At 69.9% G+C, this 25,437-nt stretch carries 23 protein-coding genes; 11 read left to right on the top strand and 12 right to left on the bottom strand.

Annotated elements, in window-relative coordinates; all coding sequences use genetic code 11:
• The 3 genes from ACH4TV_RS07905 to glgB form a co-directional block, all read left to right on the top strand.
• On the top strand, positions 1-261 hold a 261-nt coding region (locus tag ACH4TV_RS07905; RefSeq protein ID WP_398395431.1), incomplete at its 5' end, for an alpha-glucosidase C-terminal domain-containing protein.
• A 270-nt stretch (positions 262-531) separates the two neighbouring features.
• Complete coding sequence (locus ACH4TV_RS07910; protein WP_398395433.1) at positions 532-1,953, top strand: maltokinase; 1,422 nt, start codon at positions 532-534, stop codon at positions 1,951-1,953.
• 63 nt (positions 1,954-2,016) lie between these two features.
• Positions 2,017-4,428 carry a 1,4-alpha-glucan branching enzyme gene (gene glgB, locus ACH4TV_RS07915; RefSeq protein ID WP_398395435.1) on the top strand — a complete coding sequence of 804 codons (2,412 nt, stop codon included), beginning with the start codon at positions 2,017-2,019 and terminating at the stop codon, positions 4,426-4,428.
• A gap of 550 nt (positions 4,429-4,978) precedes the next feature.
• Here the strand turns inward: glgB and ACH4TV_RS07920 are convergent.
• The 6 genes from ACH4TV_RS07920 to ACH4TV_RS07945 all read right to left on the bottom strand — a co-directional run bounded on the left by ACH4TV_RS07920 (position 4,979) and on the right by ACH4TV_RS07945 (position 10,798).
• Complete coding sequence (locus ACH4TV_RS07920) at positions 4,979-6,424, bottom strand: cytochrome (protein ID WP_398395437.1); 1,446 nt, start codon at positions 6,422-6,424, stop codon at positions 4,979-4,981.
• 141 nt (positions 6,425-6,565) lie between these two features.
• Positions 6,566-8,872: a HelD family protein gene (locus ACH4TV_RS07925; RefSeq protein WP_398395439.1), complete on the bottom strand. Its 2,307-nt coding sequence runs from the start codon at positions 8,870-8,872 to the stop codon at positions 6,566-6,568.
• Positions 8,873-9,006: 134 nt separating this feature from the next.
• Positions 9,007-9,360 carry a hypothetical protein gene (locus ACH4TV_RS07930; protein WP_398395441.1) on the bottom strand — a complete coding sequence of 118 codons (354 nt, stop codon included), beginning with the start codon at positions 9,358-9,360 and terminating at the stop codon, positions 9,007-9,009.
• A 77-nt stretch (positions 9,361-9,437) separates the two neighbouring features.
• Positions 9,438-9,752 carry a thioredoxin family protein gene (locus tag ACH4TV_RS07935; RefSeq protein ID WP_398396523.1) on the bottom strand — a complete coding sequence of 105 codons (315 nt, stop codon included), beginning with the start codon at positions 9,750-9,752 and terminating at the stop codon, positions 9,438-9,440.
• A 14-nt stretch (positions 9,753-9,766) separates the two neighbouring features.
• Positions 9,767-10,195 (bottom strand): MerR family transcriptional regulator, encoded by a 429-nt coding sequence (locus tag ACH4TV_RS07940; protein ID WP_398396525.1) that lies wholly within the window; start codon positions 10,193-10,195, stop codon positions 9,767-9,769.
• A gap of 87 nt (positions 10,196-10,282) precedes the next feature.
• Positions 10,283-10,798: an Lrp/AsnC family transcriptional regulator gene (locus tag ACH4TV_RS07945; RefSeq protein WP_398395443.1), complete on the bottom strand. Its 516-nt coding sequence runs from the start codon at positions 10,796-10,798 to the stop codon at positions 10,283-10,285.
• Between the two features lie 85 nt (positions 10,799-10,883).
• Here ACH4TV_RS07945 and ACH4TV_RS07950 point away from each other — a divergent pair, with 85 nt between their 5' ends.
• Positions 10,884-11,849, top strand: a complete 966-nt coding sequence (locus ACH4TV_RS07950; RefSeq protein ID WP_398395445.1) for an NAD-dependent epimerase/dehydratase family protein — start codon at positions 10,884-10,886, stop codon at positions 11,847-11,849.
• Between the two features lie 13 nt (positions 11,850-11,862).
• Positions 11,863-12,327 carry an ASCH domain-containing protein gene (locus tag ACH4TV_RS07955; protein ID WP_398395447.1) on the top strand — a complete coding sequence of 155 codons (465 nt, stop codon included), beginning with the start codon at positions 11,863-11,865 and terminating at the stop codon, positions 12,325-12,327.
• Between the two features lie 153 nt (positions 12,328-12,480).
• Here ACH4TV_RS07955 and ACH4TV_RS07960 read toward each other — a convergent pair whose 3' ends face one another.
• The 3 genes from ACH4TV_RS07960 to ACH4TV_RS07970 form a co-directional block, all read right to left on the bottom strand.
• Positions 12,481-12,819: an ArsR/SmtB family transcription factor gene (locus tag ACH4TV_RS07960; protein ID WP_398395448.1), complete on the bottom strand. Its 339-nt coding sequence runs from the start codon at positions 12,817-12,819 to the stop codon at positions 12,481-12,483.
• On the bottom strand, positions 12,816-13,280 hold the full coding sequence (locus ACH4TV_RS07965; protein WP_398395450.1) for an SRPBCC family protein: 465 nt from the start codon (positions 13,278-13,280) through the stop codon (positions 12,816-12,818). Before ACH4TV_RS07965 ends, ACH4TV_RS07960 begins: the two co-directional genes overlap by 4 nt.
• A gap of 174 nt (positions 13,281-13,454) precedes the next feature.
• Positions 13,455-15,242 carry a hypothetical protein gene (locus tag ACH4TV_RS07970; RefSeq protein WP_398395451.1) on the bottom strand — a complete coding sequence of 596 codons (1,788 nt, stop codon included), beginning with the start codon at positions 15,240-15,242 and terminating at the stop codon, positions 13,455-13,457.
• 69 nt (positions 15,243-15,311) lie between these two features.
• Between ACH4TV_RS07970 and ACH4TV_RS07975 the strand changes: the two genes are divergently transcribed.
• Positions 15,312-15,644 carry a MarR family winged helix-turn-helix transcriptional regulator gene (locus tag ACH4TV_RS07975; RefSeq protein ID WP_398395453.1) on the top strand — a complete coding sequence of 111 codons (333 nt, stop codon included), beginning with the start codon at positions 15,312-15,314 and terminating at the stop codon, positions 15,642-15,644.
• Here ACH4TV_RS07975 and ACH4TV_RS07980 read toward each other — a convergent pair.
• Complete coding sequence (locus ACH4TV_RS07980) at positions 15,625-17,343, bottom strand: MFS transporter (RefSeq protein ID WP_398396527.1); 1,719 nt, start codon at positions 17,341-17,343, stop codon at positions 15,625-15,627. The two genes, ACH4TV_RS07975 and ACH4TV_RS07980, sit on opposite strands and share 20 nt — an antisense overlap.
• Before the next feature lie 128 nt (positions 17,344-17,471).
• Between ACH4TV_RS07980 and ACH4TV_RS07985 the strand changes: the two genes are divergently transcribed.
• Complete coding sequence (locus tag ACH4TV_RS07985; RefSeq protein WP_398395455.1) at positions 17,472-18,089, top strand: TetR/AcrR family transcriptional regulator; 618 nt, start codon at positions 17,472-17,474, stop codon at positions 18,087-18,089.
• Positions 18,090-18,327: 238 nt separating this feature from the next.
• Here ACH4TV_RS07985 and ACH4TV_RS07990 read toward each other — a convergent pair whose 3' ends face one another.
• Entirely contained in the window at positions 18,328-19,755 is a 1,428-nt protein-coding gene (locus ACH4TV_RS07990; protein WP_398396529.1) for a cation:dicarboxylate symporter family transporter, read from the bottom strand.
• Positions 19,756-19,960: 205 nt separating this feature from the next.
• On the opposite strand from ACH4TV_RS07990, the gene ACH4TV_RS07995 reads away from it, so the two are divergent.
• Both ACH4TV_RS07995 and ACH4TV_RS08000 read left to right on the top strand, forming a co-directional pair.
• Positions 19,961-21,697 (top strand): ATP-binding protein, encoded by a 1,737-nt coding sequence (locus ACH4TV_RS07995; RefSeq protein WP_398395457.1) that lies wholly within the window; start codon positions 19,961-19,963, stop codon positions 21,695-21,697.
• On the top strand, positions 21,694-22,407 hold the full coding sequence (locus tag ACH4TV_RS08000; protein WP_398395459.1) for a response regulator: 714 nt from the start codon (positions 21,694-21,696) through the stop codon (positions 22,405-22,407). Before ACH4TV_RS07995 ends, ACH4TV_RS08000 begins: the two co-directional genes overlap by 4 nt.
• Before the next feature lie 47 nt (positions 22,408-22,454).
• Here the strand turns inward: ACH4TV_RS08000 and ACH4TV_RS08005 are convergent, their stop codons facing one another.
• A complete protein-coding gene (locus ACH4TV_RS08005; protein ID WP_398395461.1) occupies positions 22,455-23,024 on the bottom strand; it encodes a hypothetical protein in 570 nt (189 codons plus the stop codon).
• A gap of 134 nt (positions 23,025-23,158) precedes the next feature.
• Here ACH4TV_RS08005 and ACH4TV_RS08010 point away from each other — a divergent pair, with 134 nt between their 5' ends.
• Positions 23,159-24,556 carry an extracellular solute-binding protein gene (locus ACH4TV_RS08010; RefSeq protein ID WP_398395463.1) on the top strand — a complete coding sequence of 466 codons (1,398 nt, stop codon included), beginning with the start codon at positions 23,159-23,161 and terminating at the stop codon, positions 24,554-24,556.
• A 26-nt stretch (positions 24,557-24,582) separates the two neighbouring features.
• Entirely contained in the window at positions 24,583-25,437 is an 855-nt protein-coding gene (locus tag ACH4TV_RS08015) for a carbohydrate ABC transporter permease (protein ID WP_398395465.1), read from the top strand.

The following is a 25,437-nucleotide window of genomic DNA, read 5'->3' on the forward strand; positions in this document are numbered from 1 at the left end:
TCCTACACCGAACTCCCCTCCACCAACCCCGCCGTCATCGCCTTCCTGCGCGAATACAAGGACGACCTCGTCCTGTGCGTCCACAACTTCTCCCGTTTCGCCCAGCCGACGGAACTGGACCTACGGACGTTCAGCGGCGCACACCCGGTCGAGCTGATCGGCGGAGTACGCTTCCCGGCCATCGGTGAACTCCCTTACCTGCTCACCCTCGCGGGCCACGGCTTCTACTGGTTCAGGCTGCGGCGAGAACACGGTGAGTAGTGTTACGGTTACGCTTTTCTGGTGATCAGAACCCGAGCCCGCCGGACGGGCGGCTCGGTCATCAACTGCACGCGTTCGTCGCGTGAACCCTTTCCGAGCGATCGGACAGGACACGCCACCGTCCCGGATGGCGTGAACGTCAATGGTTCCGTCTGCGCAAGGACGCGAAGGACGCAACGTAGTACGTGCCGAACCCGGCGGGCCGGTTTCCCCCGTCCCGCCCGGGGCACGCATCAGTAGCACCCCGCCCCGGGGAAAGGACGCGACGCCATGTCGGAAGCCGTCACCCGCTCCGCCACGACAAGTCCCGACCTCCTCACGTCCCTTGATCCACTGCTGCGCGAATGGCTGCCCCGGCAGCGCTGGTTCGCCGGCAAGGGACGTCCGGTCACCGGCTTCTCCCTGGTGGCGGCCACCGAACTGCTCCCGGTCACCTCGACGTTGGGCCTGTACCACCTCCTCGTACGCGCCCATCAGCCCCCGGCCCAAGGCCCCGGAGACTGCTACCAGCTCCTCATCGGCGTGCGCGAGGCGCTGCCGCCCCGGCTGGCGCCCTCGCTGATCGGACATGTGGACCGGGGCCCGCTGACCGGGCGGACGGTGTACGACGCCCTGTACGACGCCCGGCCCGCCGAAGTCCTCCTGGAGGCGATGCGCACCCGGGCCCGTATCGGCGCGCTCACCTTCGACCGCGCCCCGGACACCGCGGACGGGGGCATGGGTGAGCGAATACGGGCGGGGCTGGTGGCCCGGGTGGTGACCTCGGAGCAGTCCAACTCGTCGATCGTCTACGGAGATACGTTCATCCTGAAGCTGCTCCGCCGGGTCGTACCGGGCGTCAACCCCGACTTGGAACTGCCGCTGGCGCTCGCCCGCGAGGGCTGCCCCCGGGTGCCGGCCCCGGTGGCGTGGATACGCGCCGACCACCCCGGGACGGCCGACCCCCAGGTGAGCAGCGCCGAGGACAGTTACGTACTCGGCGTTCTCCAGCCCTTCGTGCAGGGTGCCGCCGACGGCTGGGAGCTGGCGTTGCGGGAGCTGGCCAAGGGGGAGGACTTCTGCGCGGAGGCGCGGGCACTCGGGCGGGCCACCGCCGAGGTGCATCTGGCACTCGCCCGCGCGCTGCCCACCGTGACTCTGGGCCACGCGCAGCTGGACCTGCTGGTCGACGGCATGATCGAACGCCTGGACACGGCGACCCAGGCGGTTCCGGCTCTCCACCCGTACGCGCCCGGCCTGCGTTCGGCGTACGAGGCGCTGGCCGGCCTCGCCGCGGAGGGCCGAACCTGGACGGCCCAGCGTATCCACGGTGATCTGCACCTCGGGCAGTGTCTGCGTTCGCCGTCCGGGGCGTGGTCGCTGATCGACTTCGAGGGCGAGCCGTCGAAGCCGCTCGCGGAGCGGCGGCTGCCGCAGCCTCCGGAACGGGACATCGCGGGCATGCTGCGCTCCTTCGACTACGCGGCCCACTCGCTCGACCCCCGGCCCCCCGGCTGGGCGGCGGCGTGCCGGGCCGCGTACTGCTCCGGGTACGCGGAGACGAGCGGCCGGGACCCGCGTACCGAGCCCGTCCTGCTGCGGGCGTACGAGACGGACAAGGCGGTGTACGAGGTCGTGTACGAGGCCCGGCACCGTCCCGACTGGCTGCCGGTGCCCATGTCGGCGGTACACCGGCTGGCCGCATCGGACTGACCCGCGCCCCCTCACCCGACTTCGACTCACCCGGCTTCACCTCACTTTCGGAGGCCCCCGCCCGTGACCCCGCGCCCCCCGTCCAGCGGCTCGAAGAAGAAGACGTCCGCGAAGAAGGAACCCGAGAAGCCCGAGAAGAACGGGAAAAAGAAGACGGCGAAGAAGGACACCCCTCAGCCGGTCGAAGCCGCTCCCGAGACCACTGGTGACGAGACCACTGGTTCCGAAAGCGCTGGTGCAGAGAGCGCCGCTCCCGAGAGGGTTGTTCCCGAGGAGACCGTCGCTCTTTCCTCCCCCGCGATGGACGCCGCCGACCGCGAACGGCTGCTGTCCGGCACGCATCACGACCCGCACTCGGTGCTGGGCGCGCATCCGCTGCCGGGTGGGGTCGCTTTCCGGGCGCTGCGGCCGTTCGCGCTGTCGGTGACCGTCGTGTCCGGGGATCTGCGGGTCGAGCTGCACGACGACGGGGACGGCTTCTTCTCGGGCGCGCTGCCGCTGACGGGCGTACCGGACTATCGGTTCCTTGTCGCGTACGAGGAGAAGGTGCTGGAGACCGAGGACGCGTACCGGCTGCTGCCCGCGCTGGGTGATCTGGACCTGCATCTGCTCGGGGAGGGCCGGCACGAGGAGTTGTGGCGGGCGCTGGGCGCCGAGCCGATGACCCACCAGGGCGTCACCGGCACCCGCTTCACCGTCTGGGCGCCGAACGCGCGCGGGGTACGGGTGACCGGGGGCTTCAACTTCTGGGACGGCACGGCCTATCCGATGCGGTCGCTGGGCTCCACCGGGGTGTGGGAGCTGTTCGTGCCGGACGTCGGCGAGGGGGAACTGTACAAGTTCGAGATCACGCGTCCGGACGGTTCGAAGACGCAACGCGCGGACCCGATGGCCCGCCGCACCGAGGTTCCGCCCAACACGTCGTCCATCGTGCACAGTTCACGGCACGAGTGGCAGGACAGCGAGTGGCTGGCGCGGCGGGCGGAGGCCCCGCCCCACGAGGCCCCGATGTCGATCTATGAAATCCATCTGGCGTCCTGGCGCCCGGGTCTGACGTACCGTCAACTGGCAGACCAACTTCCCGCCTACGTACGGGACCTGGGCTTCACGCACGTGGAACTGATGCCGGTGGCGGAGCACCCCTTCGGTGGCTCGTGGGGCTACCAGGTCACCGGTTTCTACGCACCCACGGCCCGCCTCGGCACCCCGGACGACTTCAAGTACCTGGTCGACGCCCTGCACGCCGCGGGTATCGGCGTGCTGATGGACTGGGTTCCGGCCCATTTCCCGCGCGACGACTGGGCGTTGGCGGAGTTCGACGGCCGCCCGCTGTACGAGCACGAGGACCCGCTGCGCGCCGCCCACCCCGACTGGGGAACCCTGGAGTTCGACTACGGTCGGCGGGAGGTCCGCAACTTCCTTGTGGCGAACGCCCTTTACTGGTGCGAGGAGTTCCACATAGACGGGCTGCGCGTGGACGCGGTCGCGTCGATGCTGTACCTCGACTACTCGCGCGAGCCGGGCCAGTGGGTGCCGAACGAGCACGGTGGCCGGGAGAACCTGGACGCGGTGGCCTTCCTCCAGGAGATGAACGCGACGGTGTACCGCCGGGTGCCCGGGGTCGTGACGATCGCCGAGGAGTCGACGGCCTGGGACGGGGTGACCCGGGCCACGCACCACACGGGACCCGGCGGCTTCGGCGGCCTGGGCTTCGGCCTGAAGTGGAACATGGGCTGGATGCACGACTCGCTCGGCTACGTCCAGCACGACCCGATCCATCGCAAGTTCCACCACCACGAGATGACGTTCTCCATGGTGTACGCGTACAGCGAGAACTACGTCCTGCCGATCTCCCACGACGAAGTCGTCCACGGCAAGGGCTCGTTGGTGTCGAAGATGCCGGGCGACTGGTGGCAGCAACGGGCCAACGAGCGCGCGTACCTCGGCTTCATGTGGGCCCACCCCGGCAAGCAGCTCCTCTTCATGGGCCAGGAGTTCGCCCAGGGCGCCGAGTGGTCCGAGGCCCACGGCCCCGACTGGTGGCTGCTGGACCCCGCCTACGGAGCCGAGGCGGACCACAGGGGCGTACGGGACCTGGTCCGCGACCTGAACACGGTGTACCGCGACACCCCGGCCCTCTGGCAACGGGACACGCATCCCTCGGGCTTCGAGTGGCTGGTGGGGGACGCGTCGGAGGACAACGTCTTCGCCTTCGTCCGCTACGACGCGGAGGGCGCCCCCCTCCTGTCGATCAGCAACTTCTCCCCGGTCGTCCGCCACGACTACCGCATAGGCGTCCCGGACACGATCCCGGCCTGGCACGAAGCCCTCAACACGGACGCGTCCCGCTACGGCGGCGCCGACACCCACAACCCGGCCCCCCTCAAACCGGACCCCCAACCCTGGCACGGCCGCACCGCCAGCATCCGAGTCACGCTGCCACCCCTGGCAACGGTATGGCTACGCCCGGCGTAGCAACGAGGCCGCCCAGGTCACCTTCCCCACTCACCCACCCGCCCCCGCCGCTTCTGCAGCCCAGGCCCAGGCACACCCATCTCGCCCGGCGCGTCAGAGGCAAGGTCGGTGCAGCCCAGGCCGTGTTTCCCACCCACCCACCCGTTTGCCGCATCTATCCAGCCCAGGCCCGGGGGCCTATCAGCCCGTCCGGCATCCGAGGACAAGGCCCGTCCGACCCCACCTTCTTTCCCACCCACCAGCCCCCGCCGCTCCTCCAGCCCAGGCGATACCTCTCTAGCGCGGCCGGTATCTCTCAAGCGCCGGCCCGCACCTCCAGCCCGTCCGGCGTTTGAGGACAAGGCCCGTCCGCCCCCCCTTCTTTCCCACCCAACCGCCCGCGCCGCTCCTCCAGCCCAGGCGATACCTCTCTAGCGCGGCCCGCACCTCCAGCCCGTCCGGCGTTTGAGGACAAGGCCCCTTCAGGGCCGACAGCGGGGTCTGGGGCGGCAGCCCCAGGGATGGGACGGGTAGGGGCGGCGGGGGCGAAAACCCACCCGGCACCCCCGCCTCACTTCCCCCCGAACATCAACCTCCGCAACGCCCCCAACAACCCCTTCACCTCCCGATCCGCACCGGGCACCACGTCCCCCACATCCCGCACATCCCGCACATCCCGCACATCCCCCGCTCCTCCCCGCCGCCCCCTACCGGCACCAACCCCCCACCCCACCCCGTCCCCGCGCAACTCGTACCGAACCGGCAGCACCCTCAACCCCCGCACCACCGGCCCCGACCGCCACGGCAACTGATCCGCCGGCAACGTCAGTTCCGCCTTGGTCAGATGGTCGAAGATGCGCCCCACCGCCGTACTCACGATCATCCCGCCCAACTCCCGCGCCGCACTGGGACACTGGTGCGGCCCCGCACCCCACCCCAGATGCGCCCGCGTACTCACCGCCGACCCGACCAGATGAGACGCACCGATCGCCATCAGATCCCCGTGCGCCGCCGCCGCGGACGGCGAGACGATGTCACCGCCCCGAATCCAGAAGTTCCCCAGCGCCACATCCCGCGCCGCGAACCGGAAGCACATGTTGGCCACCGGCGGATTCACCAGCGCCGCCCGGTTCACGGTCTCCCCCAGCTGCCCGGCCGACAGACTGCGCCGCACCGTCGCGTTCCCGCGCAACACCTCCAACAGCGTGTTGAGCACCATGTTCCCGGTGATGTCGTTGAGATACACCGCGTTCATGAACAGCTCACGCCCCAACTGCTCGTCCGACAGTTCCGGATCGGCGAGCAGCATGTACGACGTCAGGTCGTCCCCGGGCCGGGCCCGCCGATGCGCGGCGAGCCGCGTCATGGCGGCGAGCGCCCGCCCGGTCGCCGGCCCTGCGTCCGGCCCACCGTCGAGCATCCGCCACAGGTCCATGACCAGCTCGTCCCCGAGCTCGACAGGGCACCCGAACAGCTTCGTCGTGACCATCAGCAGCAACGGCCGCGTGTACTGCGCCCCCAGATCGGCGAACCCCGCCGTACCCGTCTCGGCCGCGAGCATCCCCACCAGCTCGTCGGCGTACCCGGCAACGGTCGCCCGCAACTCCCAGCCCTGCGGAGTGCGCCCGTCCTGGAACGGCCGCATCGCCGCATGATGGGTGTGCCGGGCGGCCAGGTGCTCGTCGCCGTCCATGAACATGGTCTGCCGCACCTCGTAGCCGGCGAGCAGCGGCCAGTCCCGCGGCAGTTGCCCCTGCGCCCGGGCCCGCCAGCACCGCACGTCGCGCCGCCAGACACTCTCGTTCCGCAGTACCTCCAGCACCTCGCGGTAGTCGAGAACCAGCCACACCGGTACGCCCATCAGACCCACTGGTGCCACGGGTCCGTAGGTGCGCCGCAGCCTCGCGTACACCGCGCCGGGGTCGGCGTCGAACTCCGACGTCAGCAGCGGTTCCACGGGCAACGACTCGAGCGCCGGACTGTCGGCCGGCGCGGTCGCGAACGGATGGGCTTCCATACCGCCACGCATACCGCACCGGCCGTGCACGTGCAGTGACCATGGCGCGAACTGTTACGGCTTGGTGACCCTTGGTGCGGATGTGACAGCGTCAGCCGCGAACTGGACCACCAACGACAACCACGTCAACGCACCGGGGGATCAACGGCAGTCGACCCCGGTGCGCAACGCCTCCGGCACCCCCGCCTCCTCGCCGCACAGCACGCCGACCCGCTGAGTGGCCCTGGTCAGGGCGACGTACAGGTCACTCGTACCGAACCGCCCGGGCTCGACCACCAGCACGGAGTCGAACTCCAGCCCCTTCGCCTGCCGAGGATCGAGCAGCACCACGCCCCGCGTCAGATCGGGCTCCGCCCCCGCCTCCACCCCGTCCAGCCGCGTGGCCAGTTCCGCATGCAGCTCGCGCGGCGCGATCACCGCCAGCCGCCCCGACGACCCGAGCTGCCCATCGCCCGGGGCCAGTTCGACGACCGCCTTCTCCACCGCTCCCGCCAGCTCCTCGTCGCCCACGAGACGCACCCACGGCCGCACTCCCGTCGACCGCACGGACCTCGGTGGCTCGAATCCCGGCCGCCCAGCCCGCACCACTGCCGCCGCGATGTCCATGATCTCGGCCGGTGTGCGGTAGTTGACGCCCAGCCGGGCGTGCTCCCAGCGGTCCTGGACGTAGGGCGCGAGGATGTCCGCCCAGGCCCCGACGCCGCCGGGCTCGGCGGTCTGCGCGGGGTCGCCGACCAGGGTCATCGACCGGGTCGGGCTGCGCCGCATGAGCAGCCGCCACGCCATCGGCGACAACTCCTGCGCCTCGTCGACGATGATGTGCCCGAACGCCCAGGTCCGGTCGGCCGCGGCCCGTTCGGCGGCGCTCCGCCCGTCCTCCTCCTCGTGCCGCTCGGCGAACCGTTCCGCGTCGATGATGTCGTGCGCGGACAGCACCTCGGAGTCCTCCGCGTCGAGGTCCTCGAACTCGTACGTCCTGGAGGCGTACGACACGTCCAACACGCCTTGGGCGTAGGCGACCTGGCTGTCGCGCTCCCGTTCCGCGAGGGCCCGGGACACCCGGTCGTCCTGGCCGAGCAGCTCCGCCGCCTCGTCGAGCAGCGGTACGTCGGCCGTCGTCCAGGCCCGGGTGACGGGCCGCCGGACGGCTGCCGCGTCTGCCTCGGACACGTATCCCTCGGGTGCGGCGAGGAAGTCCGCGACCAGTCGCCGCGGGCCGATGCGGGGCCACAACTGGTCGATGGCGGCCCAGACCTCACGGTTCTCGGCGAGGTCGTCGCGGATCTGGGTGATGTCGCTGGGGTCGAGCAGGTTGCTGCCGTCGTAGGGATCGGTGCCGATGCGCTCCGCCACCATCTCGGTCAGCGTGTTGAGGATGTGCCCCTCGAAGTGCTCACGTGCGACGTTGTGGGGCAGCCCCGCCTCCCGCGTCCGCTCCCGTGCGACGCTCACGAGTCCGGCGTCGAGCATCAGGACGTCCCGGTCGTGCACGATGGCGATGACGGGGTCGGGCAGGGCCTGCCGGTCCCGTACGACGGCTGCCAGCACGTCGGCCATGTCGGCCCGCCCCTTGACGACAGCGGCTTCGGCCGTGTCGGCGGCGGTGGCCTTCACGCCCGGGAACAGCTCACCGACAGTCGCCAGCAGCACACCTGTCTCACCGAGCGAGGGCAGCACCTCGCCGATGTAGCCGAGGAAGGCGGGGTTGGGCCCGACGATCAACACGGCCCGCTTGGCGAGGAGTTCACGGTGCTCGTAGAGCAGATAGGCGGCCCGGTGAAGCGCGACGGCGGTCTTACCCGTCCCCGGACCGCCCTCCACCACCAGCACACCTCGGTGCGGGGCGCGGATGATCTCGTCCTGCTCGGCCTGGATGGTCTGCACGATGTCGTTCATACGGCCGGTGCGGGCGGAGTTGAGCGCGGCGAGCAGGACGGCGTCGCCGGTCGGATCCTCGTACCCGCTCCGCACCTCGTCCCCGAGGTCGAGGATCTCGTCGTGCAGTCCAGTGACGCGCCGCCCGTCGGTGCTGATGTGCCGACGCCGGCGCAGCCCCATCGTGGTGTGCCCGGTGGCGAGATAGAAGGGCCGGGCGACCTCGGCCCGCCAGTCGATGAGCATCGGGGTGCGCTCGGCGTCGTCGGCGCGCAGTCCGATACGGCCGATGTGGTGGGTGACGCCGGAGGTGAGGTCGATCCGCCCGAAGCAGAGGGACCCGTCCACGGCGTTCAGCGCGGCGAGCAGCCCCGACCGCTCCGCGACGAGTACGTCCCGTTCGAGCCGGGCCTGCATCGGCGTACTGCCCTGCGCGAGCGCGTCCGTGACGGAGTGCTCGGTGTCGCCGCGCAGCGCGTCGACGCGGACGTAGAGCCCGTCGATGAATTCCTGTTCGCTCCGCAATTCATCATGTGTAAACGCGGATTCCGTGTTTGCGCCCCTGTTTGACAATTCCGCTCCCGCTCGGATATACTCTGCTCAACGAACTTCTCCGCGACCTGATACCTATAAAGTCGCGAACCATTGAATATACGCAGAGAAAGCCCCCGAGCACAATCGCTCGGGGGCTTTCTTCGTTCTCACGTTCACCGGAACTCGTGGACCACCTGGATCTCACCGACGATGTGGGCGTTGAACTCGTCCAGCTCCTCGGCCGGCACCCACAGTTCGAGGATCGTCCGCCCGCCCGCCTGCTGGACGGGGAACCGGCTCACGTAGGCCGAGTCGATCTCGAAGCGGGTCACGAAGCCGGCGCCGTCGTGCTTGACGTTCCAGTCCCGCGCGATCCTGACCGCGTACTCCTCGTTGAGGACCGGGTAGAAGATCGGCTGCTCGGGAAGCCGGGGCGGCCAGGCGCCCCAGTTGAGCTCCCGGACCAGGTCCAGCTCCTTGGGGCCGGTGGGGCGCCACAGGGTCGTCGTCGCTCGTCGGGCGGTCATGGGGGTCGCTCTCTGCCTGGTTCCGGGTTCGGAGAACCGGACGATACCGGCGGCCGGACCACCACGACCAGGGAGTTTCAGAGCACGTCGGCCAGCTCCTCCAGCAACCTTCGCTTCGGTCGTGCGCCCACCATCGAACGTACCGGCTCGCCGCCCCGGAAGACCATGAACGTCGGCATGGACAGGACCCGGTACGCGTTGGTCGTCAACGGGTTGATGTCGACGTTCAGTTGGACCACCTTCAGGCGGTCGGACTCCTCCGCCGCGAGAGCGCTCAGTACCGGGGCCATCTGGCGGCACGGCGGGCACCAGTCGGCCGTGAACTCCACCAGCACCGGCAACTCCGCCCCGATCACCTCCGCTTGGAAATCAGCGTCCGTCACCTCGGCCACACCCGCTGCCTTGATCATCGCGTCCGTCCTCCCCACTCGCATGCCGGTTCCGGACCGCCCGGAACCGTCGCCTCGGCCGCCAGCTCCTCGCGGGCCCGCTCGGCCCGCGTCAGCTGTTCGCCGACCTTCGCCCGCACCGACTGCAACTCGCCGATCAGCGCGTCGAGTTCATCCAGCTTGCGGCGGTACACGGCGAGCGACGCGGGACAGGAGTCGCCCTCGGGGTGACCCGCCCGCAGACAGTCCACGAAGGGCCGTGTCTCCTCCAGGTCGAACCCGAAGTCCTGGAGCGTCCTGATCTGCCGGAGCAGCTTCAGGTCGTCCTCGTCGTAGGTGCGGTAGCCGTTGTCCGTGCGCCGCGCGGACAGCAGCCCCCGCGACTCGTAGTACCGCAGGGTCCGCGTGGTGGTACCGGCCCTCGCCGCCAGCTCGCCGATTCGCATGCCGATTCGCATACGTACGAACGTAGTCCTTGACGCCGACGTCAAGGCAAGCCCAGCCCGTCCCGGCGGCAGCTCAGCTCCGCAAGCTCACCCCGGGGGCAGCAGTGGCTTCCTCTCCACCGGGGACGACAGGACGATCGACGTCGTCGTCCGGCCCAGCGCCGAGGTCCGTTCGAGGACCTCCTCCAGGTGGACCGTGTTCTCGACAGCCACCTTGAGGATCCAGCAGTCCTCGCCGACCACGTGGTGCACCTCGGTGATCTCGGGCCGGGCGAGGAGTTCCAGGGTCCTGGGGTGCTTGAGGGTGTAGCCGCCGTGCGGGTTGACCCGGATGAACGCCTGGATGCCGTAGCCCAGGCGCGCGGGAGCGACGCGGGCGCCGTAGCCGGTGATCGCGCCCGCAGACTCCAGCCGGCGCACGCGCTCGGTGACCGCCGCCGGGCTCAGCCGCACCCGCCTGCCCAGCTCGCTCAGCTTGATCCGGCCGTCGGTCTGGAGGAGCTCCAGGATCTGCCGGTCCAACGCGTCGAAGGTCACCGACGTTTCGTTGGCGACAGCCCGCGACTGCCGTGGTTCTTTCGGTGCCCCGGCCGGATGTCCCATGACTTCCCCTTCAGAACTCGCTGGTACGCCAGGAGAATTATGGTCACAGGGTTCCGGGAAAAGGAGCCGAATTCCGGAGGGTGTCATGGGCGACGTACGCGACGTATTGGTCATCGGCGGCAATCGCTATTTCGGAAAGCGGCTCATCGACCGGCTGACCGCCGCCGGAGACCGGATCACCGTGCTCAATCGGGGCTCCGCTCCGCCGCCCGCCGGGACAATTCACCTCGTCGCCGACCGCGACGACGAGGCCGCGCTGAATTCCGCTCTCGGTGACCGTACCTTCGATGTCGTCGTCGACCAGGTCTGCTACACACCCCGCCAGGCGGAGATCGCCCGGCGCGTTTTCGGCGGCGGCCGTACCCGCCGCTATGTGATGACCTCGACGGTCGAGGTGTACGAGTACGAGGACTCCATCGTCCACGTGCGCGAGGACGCCGTCGATCCGCGTACCGTACCCGTCGACCTCCAACTCCCCTGGCACGACCCGGAGTTCCGCGACGCGCACTACGGCGAGGGCAAGCGCCAGGCCGAGGCGGTTTTCGCGGCGGACGGTACGGGGTTTCCGTACACCGCCGTACGCGTGGCCCATGTCCTGGGCGGGGACGACGACTTCACCGGCCGGCTCGACCACTACACCCGGCGCATCCGCACCGGCGCGCCGATAGCCGTACCGGCCGAGAACCAGCCCGCGACCTACATCCACGTCGAGGAGATCGCCGATTTCCTGTTCTGGGTGGCGGGCGAGGACTTCACCGGACCGGTCAACGCCGCCTCCCACGGGCTGCTGACCACCGAGGAGTTGTGCGCGGCCGTGGCCCGGCACATCCCGGACGGCAGGACCGTTTTCCAGCACGTCGACGTCGGTGAGATCTCCCCGTTCTCCTTCACCCGCTCGTACGGCATGGACAACTCCCGGGCCGCCAGGCTCGGTTTCACCTTCGGCCACGTCCGGGAGTGGCTGCCCCGAGCCGTCGCCGAGACGCTGGGCACAGGCACAGGCATGGCTACAGGCACGAGGCCGGGTACGAGCGTGGAGATCGGCGGCTGACATGCTTGCCCCCATGCCGACCGAGCCTCTCCAGCCGGAGCCCTCCCCTTCCGAAGCCCTCGCCTCCCTTTCCAAGGCCGAGTTCGGCTTCCCCGGCCCGCTGCGGGATCGGCTCGTCGCCGCGATTCTCGACGGTTCCAAGACGTCCACGAGCAGCCTCGCTCTCGAGTACGAGCACGACGGCGAACCGCTGCCGGAGGCCGGGGACCGGTCGGTGCTCGTCGACTCCGACGAGCGGCCGGTCGGGATCATCGAGGTCACCGGCGTACGGGTCGTCCCGCTGGCCGAGGTGGATCTCGCGCACGCGTTCGGCGAGGGCGAGGGCTACGCCGACGTGGCCGCCTGGCGGGCCGGCCACGAACGGTTCTGGCACAGCGAGGAGATGCGGGCGGCCCTGGACGACCCCGGGTTCACCGTGGACGACTCGACACCGGCGGTACTGGAGCGGTTCCGTCTCGTGGCCGATCTCCGCCCCTGAGTTTCTCGCCCCGCCGCCCCGTCAGGGCATGTGCATCGCCCTGGCCGGCCCGGCCGCCGGTCACCACGGCTCGGGCAGGCCCTCTCCCGTTCAGAGCGTGGTCCTTCGGCGACGCCACGGACGTGGCGGCGAATTCTGCGTGTGCGGGGGTGGTCAGGCCGGTTTGCCGTGCTGGATCCGCTCAGCGATCCGCTTGATCCGCTGCAGCCGGGCGTCCCAGGTCGAGCCGACCGCGGTCAACTGGGCGACTGCTCGGGCAAGTTGGGCCTCGTCCACTTCGTAGCGGCGCGCGCGCCCCGCCGTCGTCGCGTGCACCAGGCCGACGCGGTCCAGCACGCCGAGGTGCTTGGCGACCGCCTGCCGGGTGACGGGCAGCCGCTCGCTGAGCGTGGTCGCCGTACCGCCTCCGTCGGCAAGGAGCAGGTCGAGCATCCGTCGGCGGGTCGGGTCGCCGATCGCGGACCAGAGGTCGTCGTCGATCGCAGTGCTCACGGCCGCGCGACCAGTCGGTTGGCATACGTGACGAGGCGCGGCAGGAACAGGTCCCAGCCGCGGACGTGGTCGAGGTAGGCCTCCTCCAGCACGGCCGCCTCCCACCCGCGCTCACGGAAGCCGCTCTCCTTGAAGCGCACCAGCGTGCCGTCGCCGGACGGAACGAGGTCGAAGGTGACGAGGAGAGAGTTGTCCGCGGCCGCCGACTCGCCCTCGTCGTACACCCAGCGGAACGCGAACCGGCGGGGCGGCTCAGCCTCCAGGACGGTGAGCTGCTGAACCTTCGGGTCCGGCGAGGCGGGGTCGCCGAAGGTGATCGTGCCTGTGGCGCCGGGGACCGGGTCGAGCTCGGCGTCGTCGGGCCACCACTCGCGCAGGTGCTCGGGAGAGCTGATCACCTCGTAGACCACCTCGGGGGTGGCGTCGATGCGAAGTTCCCGCTCGATGCTTCCGTATTCCATGTGTTCCTCCCGATATCAACGCAACCATTGGTTGCACTTCAGCGTATGCGGCCCATCCCGCTGAAGCAACCTTTCGTTGCGATAGATCTGGAAGAGGCGGCGCCCGCCGCACCAAGCGGGGTGCTCCCGGTCCCGGTCCCGGTCTCGGTCTCGGGAGCACCCCGCGGGATCAGGTCACGGACAGCCGGGACCCGTTCCGGGGTTGGCGCAGACGTCGGTGCCGGGGCCGCCGTCGTTGAGGTTCGCGCCCGGGCCGCCGTCGAGGTTGTCGTTGCCGACGTCGCCGAACAGGGCGTCGTCGCCGGGGCCGCCGGTCACGGTGTCGTCGCCCGGGGAGCCATGGAGGGTGTCGTCACCCACGCCGCCCGCGACGCGATCGTTGCCGGGGCCGCCGGTGATCGAGTCCGCCCCGGGGCCGCCGCATACGAGGTCGTCGCCCCCACGGCTGTTGATGGTGTCGTTGCCACCATGGGCGAGGATGACATCGCGTGCGGGCGTGCCGTTGATCTGGTCGTTGCCGGGGGTACCGGTGATGGTTGGCTGTTCGCCGAAGCAGGTGACCGCGTCGACGGTGGTGGTCTCGGTCACGGTGTCATTGGCCGGGGCCGGGTCGGAGACCGCGCCGGCCACACCCGCCGTGTCGACGGCGATGTCCTCGGTCGTGGCCGTCGCGGTGATGGTTCGCGCGGCGCTCGCTCCGGCGGTGAGGGCGCCGATGCCACAGGTGACGACGTCCGGGGTGGTGCCGGCCGCGGTGCACCCGGGGGACGCCGAGACGAACTGCAGTCCGTCCGGGAGGGTGTCCTGGAGGACGACCCCCTCGGCCGTCTGCGGGCCGTTGTTCGTCGCGGTGAGCGTGTACGTCACATTCTGGCCCTCCACGACGGGGTCGGAGCCCGCGTCGGACTTCGCGACGGCCAGGTCGGCGTCGGTCAGGTGGAGGTGCCCGATGAAGCCGGCGGTCTCGGCGAACCAGATGTCGTCGTCCGGGCCCTTGGTGATGCCCCAGGGGCCGCGCTCCGAGGAGGGCAGGGGGAACATGGCGATGACGCCGAACGTGCTGATCCGTCCGATCTGCCCGCTGTTGCGTTCGGTGAACCACAGGCTGTCGTCCGGTCCGGCGACGATGTCCTGGGGCTGGGGCGCAAGGCCGTTGTCCGGTACGGCGTACTGGGTGATCACGCCGGACGGGGTGATCCTGCCGATCCGGTTGCCGCCGAACACGGTGAACCAGAGGTTCCCGTCAGGGCCGGTGGTGATGTCGGTCGGGCCGCCGCCGCCGGGTACCGGGAACTCCGTGACGACGCCGGACGGGGTCATGCGGCCGATGAGGTTGTCGCCGATCTCGGTGAACCAGAGGTTCCCGTCCGGCCCCGTGGTGATGTAGGACGGCTGGCCGGAGCCGGCCGGCAGCGGGTACTCGGTGAGGTCGCCGGTGGTGGTGATGCGGCCGATCCGGTGGGCGTTCTGCTCGGTGAACCACATGGCCCCGTCCGGGCCGGCGGTGATGCCGGTGGGCTCGACAAACTGGTCGGGGAGCGGGTACTCGGTGACCGTGCCGTCCATGTCGATCTTCCCGACCCGGGAGTCGAAGTGCTGCATGGTGAACCAGACGTTCCCGTCCGGGCCGGTGGTGATGTCGTGCGGGGTGCTGAACTCCCCGGGCAGGGGGTACTGGGCGATGAGGGTGCCCGACGGGCTCATCCGGCCGATCTTGTTGCCGACCGCCTCGGTGAACCACAGGTTGCCGTCCGGGCCGGTGGTGATGCCGACCGGGGTGCTGGGGGTGGATACGGGGTATTCAGCGATGCTGACGTCGGCCCGGGCCTGCGGGGCCCCGGCGGCCAGGGGCACGGCGGCCATCAGGATGCCGGTGAGCAGCGCCACCGGACCGCGCCGACGGCGGGGTTTCGGCGGCTGGGGCGTCCCTGGCTCTGGCGTACTGCGGGTTGCGGGAGGCATGGGCGAGCACCTTTCGATCGCGTGGGAACTCGCCCGTCGTACCAAGGCCCGATCGTTTCTTCGGATGCGATGGCACCTGCGGCGCGCCGGATCTCACCCGTATGCCGCCCGATCCGGAGCCATGCCCGCCGATGGGAGCGGTGGGGCCGCACCAAGCAGACGGCCGGCTTCCTGGTCGACCAGCTGGAGAAGGCGGGCTATGTCACACGGGAGCCGGACCCGTCCGACAGACGGGCCCGGCTGGTGTGTCTCGCGGAGCGGGTGCGTGCCGCGCAGCCCGTCGCCGCCAGGGTGGTGGCCGAGGTGGAGGCGGAGTGGGAGGCCCACCTGGGCAAGTGCGGTATGGCTCAACTCCGCCAGGCACTCACGCTGTTGAGGGAGATCACCGACCCGTACGCGTGAGCTCCGGCGACTCGGCCGACGGCACGGGTTCTTCAACACCGGCCTCCGTTCGGCCGGTTTCGTCGCCGCTCTTCCCCGGCAGCAGGAAGGCGACCAGTACCGTCCCCACCCCCAGGATCACCGCCCCGATCAGGCTGGTGTGGGCCACCGCGTCCGAGAAGGACGAGCCGACCGCGTCCGCCATCTGCTGGGCGCCTTGGGCGAGTCGGTCCGCCTGGGCCTTCAACTCGGCCGCCTGCTCGGCCTTCCCCGCGCCGCCCGCCTGGGTGGCCTGGGCCGCTAGCTGCTGGGCCTGCTCGCCGATCCCCTGGGCCACCTGGTAGCCCGCGCCGACCGAGTCCTGGGCCGAACTCAGGGCGCCCGCCGGCAGCTTGCTGCCGTTCGTCGCGTCGGTGAGGTGGGCGGCGTACGACGTCGAGAGCAGTGAGCCGAGGATGGCGATGCCGAGCGAGCCGCCCAGCTCCAGCGAGGTGTCGTTCACCGCGCCGCCGACGCCCAGTTCGGACTCGGGGAACGCCCCCATGATCGCGTCCGTGCACGGCGAGAGCGCGAGGCCGATCGCAAGGCCGAGGACGACGAGAGGGGCGACGAAATCCCCGTACGACGAACCGGAGTCGACCTGCGAGAGCAGCGCCAGGGCCGCCATGCCGCCGACCATGCCCGCCGTGACCGTGACCTTCATGCCGACGCGCGGGGTGAAGTAGCCGGTGAGGGCCGAGCCGACGAAGACCGCGCCCGCCAGCGGCAGCATGCGCAGGCCGGTGTCCAGGGCGTCGTAGCCGAGCACGAACTGGAGGTGCTGGGTGAGGTAGTAGAAGGCGCCGAAGACCGCCAGGAAGAACAGGGCGACCGCGAGGTTCGAGCCCGCGAACCGGCGCTGGGTGAAGCGGCGTACGTCGAGGACCGGGCGCGGGTGGCGCAGCTCCCAGACCACGAACAGGGCGAGGCCGAGGCCCGCGGCCACCGCCGCCGTGATCGCCTTGACGCCCCAGCCGAAGTGCGGGCCCTCGATGATCATGTAGACCAGTGCGGCGATCCACACCACCGACAGCAGCCCGCCGACGTAGTCGATCCGGTCGTGGTGGCCCGCCTTGGACGGCGGTACGAGGACGAAGGTGCCGACGATGGCGAGCGCGGCGATCGGCACGTTGATCAGGAACGTGGACGCCCAGCCGTGGTTCTCCAGCAGCGCGCCCGCGACCAGCGGGCCGGCGGCGATGGCGAGTCCGGCGGTGGCCGTCCAGAGGGTGATCGCCTTGGCGCGTTCGGCGCGCGGGAAGGTCGCGGCGAGGAGGGAGAGCGTCGCGGGCATGATCAGCGCGGCGCCGACGCCCATGACGGCGCGGGCGGCGATGACTCCGGTGGCGCTGTCGACCAGTGACCCCGCGACCGACGCTCCCCCGAAGACGACCAGGCCGAGCACCAGTGCCCCGCGCCGGCTGTATTTGTCGCCGATCGCGCCGAGCAGCAGCATCAGGGCCGCGTACGGGACGGTGTAGCCGTCTATGACCCACTGGAGGTCGGCGCTGGACAGGCCCAGGTCCTGGGTCATGTCGGGGGCGGCGACGGTGAGGGCGGTGTTCGCCATGACGATGATCAGCAGGCTCAGACAGAGCACCAGCAGTGCCCACCAGCGCCGGGCGTAGGGGCGGGCCATCCTCTCGACGGGTTCCGTCCTGACGAGTCGCGAGAGTCGCATGGATCGCATGGCTACGGGGTCGCCTTCCTCGGTCGTTGGTCGTTCTGCACAGTGACGTGCAGTTGCACATCGCTGTGCAATCTACTCCGATGCACAACGGTGTGCAAGTAGAGGAAGGGGAGGGCACAATGGCAGCCATGACCACGGGTAGCACCAGCCGCGCCGACGCGAACCGCCGCCGTATCCTCGACGTCGCCCTCGCCGAGCTGTTGCGCGACCCCGACGCCTCGATGGACCAGATCGCGCGCGCCGCAGGTGTCGTACGACGGACGGTGTACGGGCATTTCCCCAGCCGGGAGGCGCTGATCAGCACGCTGCTCGACGGCGCCGTCGAGGCGGTGGCCGCCGCGCACGCCGAGGGCCGCGCCGGCGTCGACGAGCCGGCGGAGTGCGTCGCCCGGTGCACGCTCGCGGTCTGGCGGGTCGCCGACCGCTACCGCATCCTCGTCGGGCCCGCCCAGCGCAGCGTCTCCATGCAGGTCATCAGCGACCGGTTCACCCCGGTGCGCGAGGCCTGTATAGAGGTGCTCCGGCGGGGCCTGGAGCAGGGCGTGTTCAGCTCACCGCTGCCCGCGCCGGCGCTGGCGTACGTGCACGAGCAGATGCTGTTCGCGCTGATGGAGGCGGTGAACGACGGGCTCCTGGCACCGGAGGAGGCGGGCCGCTCCGCCGCGGTCACCCTGCTGACCGCGGCGGGCGTACCCGCCTCCCGGGCCACCGCGCTGGTGGCCGAGCTGAGCGACTGACACGGCGGACACGACGGATAGATACGACGGAGACGACGGACACGGAAACGACCGAGCGGCCAGGCACGGGGAGGCCTGGCCGCTCGGTGTTTTTCGAGGTCCCGGGGCTCCGGCGGACCTGCCGGGGTGCTCCGGGCCGGGTGGCTGGACCACGGGGGAGTGTCCAGCCACCCGGAGTCTTACGTTCCGGGACTTTCAGTGAGCCGGTGACGGCCGGTGATGGCCGTCAGGACCGGTGTCAGGCCTTCGTCAGGGCCTTCTCGCCGCCCTGCTCGGGGACGTCCGCGGTCTCGGCGTCGTCCGGGTGGAAGCCGTCGTTCTCGTCGATGAGGGTCTTCTCGTCGAAGGGGTGCAGACCGGCGAGGACCTCCGAGACGCGCTCCTTGTCGATCTCCTTGGTCCAGGTACCGATCAGGACCGTGGCGACCGCGTTGCCCGCGAAGTTGGTGAGGGCACGGGCCTCGCTCATGAAGCGGTCGATGCCGACGATCAGGCCGAGGCCGTCCACCAGGGCGGGCTTGTGCGAGCTCAGGCCGCCGGCCAGGGTCGCGAGACCGGCGCCGGTGACACCCGCCGCGCCCTTCGAGGCGACCAGCAGGAAGAGCAGCAGCGGGATCTGCTCACTGACCGCCATCGGCGTACCCATGGCGTCGGCGATGAAGAGGGACGCCATGGTCATGTAGATCATGGTGCCGTCGAGGTTGAACGAGTAGCCGGTCGGGACGGTGATACCGACGACGGGCTTGCTGACGCCCAGGTGCTCCATCTTCGCGATGAGGCGCGGCAGCGCCGACTCGGAGGAGGAGGTCGAGAGGATCAGCAGGAACTCACGGCCCAGGTACTTGAAGAGCGAGAAGACGTTGAGGCCCGTGAAGATCTTCAGCAGCGCACCGAGCACGATGAAGACGAAGAGGAAACAGGTGAGGTAGAAGGACAGCATCAGGACGGCGAGCTGCTTGAGCGCGTCGACACCGGCGGAGCCGGTCACCGCGGCCATGGCACCGAACGCACCGACGGGCGCGGCCCACATGACCATGCCGAGGATGCGGAAGACCAGGCGCTGGATGTGCTCGACACCGCGCAGGACCGGCTGGCCGGCCGAGCCCATGGCCTGCAGGGCGAACCCGGCGAGCAGGGCGACGAACAGCGTCTGGAGGACCTCGCCGCCGGTGAAGGCGGAGACGAACGTGGTCGGGATGATCCCGAGCAGGAACTCGGTGGTGTCCTTGGCCTCGGCCGAGACCTGCGCCTGGCCGGTGTCCTTGACGGCATCGGTCAGCGCCAGACCCGTACCCGGCTCGATGATGTTGCCGACGACCAGGCCGATGCCCAGCGCGATGAACGACATGAGCACGAAGTAGCCGAGCGCGATACCGCCGACCCTGCCCACTTTCGCCGCATTTCGCACCGAACCGATACCGAGCACGATCGTGCAGAAGATGATCGGCGAGATCATCATCTTGATCAGGTTCACGAAGCCGGTACCGATCGGCTTCAGCTCGACCGCGAAGTCCGGGGCGATCAGACCCACGGCGATACCGGCGGCCACCGCGGCGATGACCGCGATGTAGAGGTAGTGGGTACGGTCCCGCTTGGCGGGGGGTGCGGCAGGTGCCGTTCGGGGTGTGGTAGCCACGGCTGCGCTCCTTGACGACGTCGTCGGCATCACCGGCGTGCGGCTCACGTCCGGGGGATGGGGAGAAAGTTGTGCGGGGGATCTGGCGGTGCTGCGGGGTCGCGGGCGGCGACCGAAAACGGGCCAAGACCCGTCAATCGCGTCCCTGCGATGCGGTGACTATCTAACGGCTTGTGAGGGCGGTCACCCTTCCGTTCATTTAGTTCACACTTATAAGGAGAGGCAGACTGGCAGCATGCGTCTCCCCCGCGTTCCCGGACCCCGGAGTCTGGCCGCCCAGCTCTTCACCATGCAGGCCGTGCTGATAGCGGTCGTCGTGGCCGGATGTGCACTGTTCACGTACCTCAGCGACCGCAGCCAGGCCGAGGACGCGGCGGGCCGCCAGGCGATGGCCGTGGCCCGCTCCGTCGCGGACGCCCCCTCGGTGCGCGAGGCGATCCGTACGGCCGCCAAGCCGACGACGCTGCTCCAGCCGTACGCCCTCCAGGTGCAGCGGGACACGGACGTCGACTTCGTCACGATCATGAACCCCGAGGGCATCCGCTGGACCCACCCCGACAAGGAGCAGATCGGGCAGCGCTTCCTCGGGCACCGGGAGCGCGCGCTGCGCGGCGAGTCGTTCACGGAGGTCTTCTCCGGCACGCTCGGCCCGTCCGTCCGCGCGGTCACCCCGATACGCGCCGACAGCTCCGACGGCGAGATCATCGGGCTGGTCAGTGCGGGTATCCGGGTCGAGGAGATAAGCGCCCGGGTACAGGACCAGGTCACGGCGCTGTTCGGGGTCGCGGTGGGCGCGCTGGCGCTGGGCGCGGTCGGCACGTACGTCATCAACGCGCGCCTGCGCCGCCACACGCACGGGATGAACGCCGCCGAGCTGAGCCGGATGCACGACTACCACCAGGCCGCGCTGCACGCCGTACGCGAGGGGCTGCTGATGCTGGACGGGCAGTACAAGGTGGCGCTGATGAACGACGGCGGACGGGAACTGCTGGGCGTCTCCGGAGAGGGGAAGGGAGGGGGGAAAGAAGGGGGGAGCGTCGTCGGGCGGTCCGTGGCCGAACTGGGGCTGCCCGCGCCGCTGACAGGCGCGCTGCTGTCGGCCGAGCCGCGCGTCGACGAGGTGTATCTGACCGCCGACCGCGTCCTGGTCGTCAACACCTCCCCGGTGTCGAGCGGCGAGCGCCGGGGCACCGTCGTCACCTTGCGCGATGTGACCGAACTCCAGTCCCTGATGGGCGAGTTGGACTCCGAGCGCGGCTTCACCCAGGCGCTGCGCTCGCAGGCGCACGAGGCGGCGAACCGTCTTCACACGGTCGTCTCGCTGATCGAGCTGGACCGGGCGGAGGAGGCCGTGGACTTCGCGACGGCCGAGCTGGAACTGGCCCAGGCACTCACCGACCAGGTGGTCGCGGCGGTCAGCGAACCGGTGCTGGCCGCCCTGCTGCTCGGCAAGACGGCACAGGCGAACGAGCGGGGCGTGGAACTGGTGGTCTCGGAGGAGAGCTCGCTGGACGACGGTCTCCTGCCCGACACGCTCCCCGCCCGCGACCTGGTCACCATCCTCGGCAACCTCATCGACAACGCCGTGGACGCGGCCCAGGGCAGTGTGGGTGCCTCGCGGGTGACGGTGACGGCCCTGACGGAGGACTCCCTGCTCGTGCTGCGGGTGTCCGACACGGGCGCGGGCGTCGACCCGGCCCACGCGGAGGCGGTCTTCCAGCGGGGCTTCACCACCAAACCGGCGGGACCGGGCGGCCGGGGTCTCGGTCTGGCGCTCGTACGGCAGGCGGTGGCCCGGCACGAGGGGACGCTCACGGTGTCGGCGGCGGCGTGCGGCGGGGCGGAGTTCGAGGCCCGGCTGCCGCTGCCCAAGCCGGCGGCGTACGCGGTGACCGCGCCGGGCGCCGATGCCCCTACGGTGGCCTCGGCGAACGCTCCCACTGAGCCCGCCTTGCCTGGAGGCGACGTATGACCGATCCCAGAGACACGACATCCAGAGGTACGGCGGCTGCTCCCATCCGCGTACTCGTCGTCGAGGACGACCCGGTCGCCGCCGACGCGCACGTCATGTACGTGGGCCGCGTGCCCGGGTTCACGGCCGTCGGCAAGGCGCACACGGGCGCGGAGGCGCGACGCGCGCTGGACCGCACGCCGGTGGACCTGCTCCTCCTCGACCTCCACCTCCCGGACGGCCACGGCCTGCAACTGGCCCGCTCGCTCCGGGCGGCCGGCTACCACGCGGACGTCATCGCGGTGACGTCGGCGCGGGACCTGGCGGTGGTGCGGGAGGGCGTCTCGCTGGGGGTCGTCCAGTACGTACTGAAACCCTTCACCTTCGCCACCCTCCGGGACCGCCTCGTCCGGTACGCCGAGTACCACGCGTCGGCGGGCGAGGCGAGCGGCCAGGACGAGGTCGACCGCGCGCTGGCGACCCTGCGCGCACCGGGCCCCGCCGCCCTCCCCAAGGGCCTGAGCGCCCCCACCCTGGAACGGGTCACGGTGACCCTCCGGGCCAGCACCGAGGGGCTCACCGCGGCCGGGGTCGCCGAGGAGGTCGGCATCTCACGCATCACGGCCCGGCGCTACCTGGAGCACCTGGTGGACGCGGGACGGGCGGCGCGCGCTCCGCAGTACGGGCAGGTGGGGCGGCCGGAGTTGCAGTACCGGTGGGTGAAGGGCTAGGCCCTTCCGGCCGCGCGAAAGGGAGTTGGGCGGGCCCCCTTAGGACCTCACCTCAACGGCCGTGCGTAGGCGATGACTTGGGACGCGAGCCCGATCACGCTGAGCGCCTCGAAGCCGGAGAGGACGAGAAGACCGGGGCTGCCCTGACCCCCCGCCCAGTAGACACCGAGACCGGCGAGCGGGACGAGACAGAAGGCCAGCAGATCGATGACGCACTGGACGGCCTTGCGGGACCGCCGTCGCAGGTTCTCGCGATGGACCCGCTCCCAGCCGAAAGCCCCCGCGCCCCCGGCGAGTTGGGAGAGCCGCGGCCCCAACTCCTCCCTCACATACGCCCCGATCGCGGAGATCTTCTCGTCGTTGACGAGGTAGGTCCAGCCGAGGACCACGCACACCGGCGGCAGGGCGAGCACGATGGCGGGCTGCTTGGCCTGCACCGCCGCGGCGATGACGGCGGCGACGACGGTGAGGGTGACGTAGAGAAGGTTGTCACGGAACCCGATACGGCACTTCTGCTCTTCCTTGAGGGCCGCGTACTCGGCGAGCAGAAGCTGCCCGAGGGTGACGCCTGTTCCCGGTGATTCCGGTGCTCCTGGTGCTCCTGGTGCTCCTGGCACGGATCTCCCTCCCACTGATCGCCCGCTGATCTCCCGCACTCGAACAACCAGAACGGTAGACGCTGCAAGGTCATTGACCGGACTGGACCACCGCTCTACGTTCACCGGGCAGCCATCTCTGCAAGTAGGAGGTCGTGCCCGTGCGCCCCACCGCCGCCCGCCCAACTACCCCGTTCCGTCTACTCCTTGCCGCCACCCTCACCGTTGCCGCCGGCTCGCTCACAGCCTGCGGCGGCGGCTCGGGAAGTGACCCGGACACGGTGAAGGTGTCCTTCAAGCAGTCGACGGACAACTCCATCAAGGTGATGGACACCTACCTCGCGGACATCAAGAAACAGTTCGAGAAGGCCAACCCGGGCAAGAAGGTCGAGTTGGTCCCCATCAAGGCCCCGGACTCGGAGTACTACACCAAGGTCCAGCAGATGCTCCGCTCCGCCAAGACGGCCCCCGACCTGGTCTACGAGGACACGTTCCTCATCAACTCGGACATCACCAGCGGCTACTTGAAGCCTCTCGACTCCTACCTCGCCAAGTGGCCCGACTGGAACCGGTTCATCGACACCGCGAAGACCGCGGCCAAGGCCGAGGACGGCAAGACGTACGGCATCCCGGACGGCACGGACACCCGGGGGCTGTGGTTCGACAAGGGCATCTTCAAGAAGGCGGGCCTGCCGGAGGCCTGGCAGCCGAAGACGTGGGAGGAGGTCCTGGCCGCGGCCCGCACGATCAAGGAGAAGGTGCCGGACGTCATCCCCCTGAACGTCTACACGGGCAAGCCGGCGGGCGAGGCTGCCACGATGCAGGGCTTCGAGATGCTGCTGTACGGAACGGGGAGCGCGGGCGCTGCGGACCCCCTCTACGACACGGCGTCGAAGAAGTGGATCGCGGGAAGCCAGGCCTTCAAGGACGCCCTGACCTTCGTCGAAACGGTGTACAAGGAGAAGCTGGGCCCGGACGTGGCGGACGCGCTGGACCCCAACATCGCGACCCGCGTCCGCGGCGAGTGGCTCCCCGAGGGCAAGCTGGGCATCAACCTCGACGGTTCCTGGCTCCCCCAGGACTGGCTGCCGGGCGCCGGCCACGAATGGCCCGAGTGGTCGACGAAGTTGGGCCTGGCGGCCATGCCGACCCAGACCGGCCAGGCGCCGGGCAAGGTGAGTATGTCGGGCGGCTGGACATGGGCGATCCCGTCGAAGGCGGGTAACCCGGACCTGGCCTTCGAGTTCATCAAGACGATGCAGACGAAGGCGAACGCCCAGAAGTGGTACATCGCCAACTCGGGCATCGCGGTACGGGAAGACGTGGCGGCGGACCCCGCGTACGTGGACGCCCAACCCGGCATCAAGTTCTTCACGGAACTGGTCGCGAGCACGCACTACCGCCCGGCGTATCCGGCGTATCCGAAGGTCTCGACGGCCATCCAGGAGGCCATGGAGAGCGTGACGACGGGCGACGCGTCGGTGGAGGAGGCGGCGAGCGCGTATGACGATGCGCTGAAGTCGGCGACGGGCGACCAAGTGATCGAAAAGTGACGGCCCGTACCCTGCGCTTTACCCGTGTGACCCGTGTGACCCGTTTGCTGCCCCTCTCGCCCGCGATCGTCCTGCTGATCCTGTTCCTCGCGGGCCCGATCGCGTACTGCGTCTACATCGCCTTCACGGACCTCCAGTTGACGGGCCAGGCGGAGTCGTCCTTCGTCGGGTTCGATAACTTCCGAAGGGCGTTCAAGGACGAGGCGTTCCTGAACGCGGTGTGGCTGACCCTTGTCTTCACGGTCCTGTCGTCGCTGGTGGGCCAGAACACGCTGGGGCTTGCGCTGGCGTCGCTGATGCAGCGGGCGTCGAAGCCGGTGCGCACGCTGGTGGGCGGGGTCGTGATCACGGCGTGGGTGCTGCCGGAGGTGGTGGCGGGGTTCCTGCTGTACGCCTTCTTCAGGAGAGAGGGCACGCTCAACGCAATCCTGGACTGGCTCCATCTCCCGTCCCAGAACTGGCTGTTCACGCTGCCGATCCTGGCGGTGTCGTTCGCGAACGTGTGGCGGGGGACGGCGTTCTCGATGCTGGTGTACTCGGCGGCGCTGAACGAGATCCCGAAGGAGATCACGGAGGCTGCGGAGGTCGACGGGGCGGGGGGCTGGCGGCGGATGTGGCACATCACGCTGCCGATGATTCGGCGTTCGATCGGCACGAACCTGATGCTGAATACGCTGCAGACTCTTTCGGTCTTCGGGCTGATCTGGGTGATGACGAGGGGCGGCCCCGGCGACAGGAGCCAGACGCTCCCGCTGTTCATGTACGAGCAGGCGTTCCAGAACAGCATGATCGGCTACGGCACGGCGGTGGCACTGCTGTTGCTGCTGGTGGGGTCACTGTTCTCGGTCGTGTATATGCGGCTGCTGCGGACGGAGGTGTGA

The organism is Streptomyces sp. NPDC020898 (assembly GCF_044333925.1).
In the GTDB taxonomy this organism is placed as follows: Bacteria; Actinomycetota; Actinomycetes; order Streptomycetales; family Streptomycetaceae; genus Streptomyces.

Excerpts from the sequence above, each read along its gene's own strand:
- ACH4TV_RS07985 (WP_398395455.1), top strand. The coding sequence starts at position 17,472 with ATGGCAGCCATGACCACGGGTAGCACCAGCCGCGCCGACGCGAACCGC.
- ACH4TV_RS07910 (WP_398395433.1), top strand. The coding sequence starts at position 532 with ATGTCGGAAGCCGTCACCCGCTCCGCCACGACAAGTCCCGACCTCCTC.
- ACH4TV_RS07995 (WP_398395457.1), top strand. The coding sequence starts at position 19,961 with ATGCGTCTCCCCCGCGTTCCCGGACCCCGGAGTCTGGCCGCCCAGCTC.
- ACH4TV_RS08000 (WP_398395459.1), top strand. The coding sequence starts at position 21,694 with ATGACCGATCCCAGAGACACGACATCCAGAGGTACGGCGGCTGCTCCC.
- ACH4TV_RS07965 (WP_398395450.1), bottom strand. The coding sequence starts at position 13,280 with ATGGAATACGGAAGCATCGAGCGGGAACTTCGCATCGACGCCACCCCC.
- ACH4TV_RS07970 (WP_398395451.1), bottom strand. The coding sequence starts at position 15,242 with ATGCCTCCCGCAACCCGCAGTACGCCAGAGCCAGGGACGCCCCAGCCG.
- ACH4TV_RS07930 (WP_398395441.1), bottom strand. The coding sequence starts at position 9,360 with ATGACCGCCCGACGAGCGACGACGACCCTGTGGCGCCCCACCGGCCCC.
- ACH4TV_RS07990 (WP_398396529.1), bottom strand. The coding sequence starts at position 19,755 with ATGCCGACGACGTCGTCAAGGAGCGCAGCCGTGGCTACCACACCCCGA.
- ACH4TV_RS07920 (WP_398395437.1), bottom strand. The coding sequence starts at position 6,424 with ATGGAAGCCCATCCGTTCGCGACCGCGCCGGCCGACAGTCCGGCGCTC.
- ACH4TV_RS07955 (WP_398395447.1), top strand. The coding sequence starts at position 11,863 with ATGCCGACCGAGCCTCTCCAGCCGGAGCCCTCCCCTTCCGAAGCCCTC.
- ACH4TV_RS07975 (WP_398395453.1), top strand. The coding sequence starts at position 15,312 with ATGGCACCTGCGGCGCGCCGGATCTCACCCGTATGCCGCCCGATCCGG.
- ACH4TV_RS07950 (WP_398395445.1), top strand. The coding sequence starts at position 10,884 with ATGGGCGACGTACGCGACGTATTGGTCATCGGCGGCAATCGCTATTTC.
- ACH4TV_RS07980 (WP_398396527.1), bottom strand. The coding sequence starts at position 17,343 with ATGCGACTCTCGCGACTCGTCAGGACGGAACCCGTCGAGAGGATGGCC.
- ACH4TV_RS07940 (WP_398396525.1), bottom strand. The coding sequence starts at position 10,195 with ATGCGAATCGGCGAGCTGGCGGCGAGGGCCGGTACCACCACGCGGACC.
- ACH4TV_RS07945 (WP_398395443.1), bottom strand. The coding sequence starts at position 10,798 with ATGGGACATCCGGCCGGGGCACCGAAAGAACCACGGCAGTCGCGGGCT.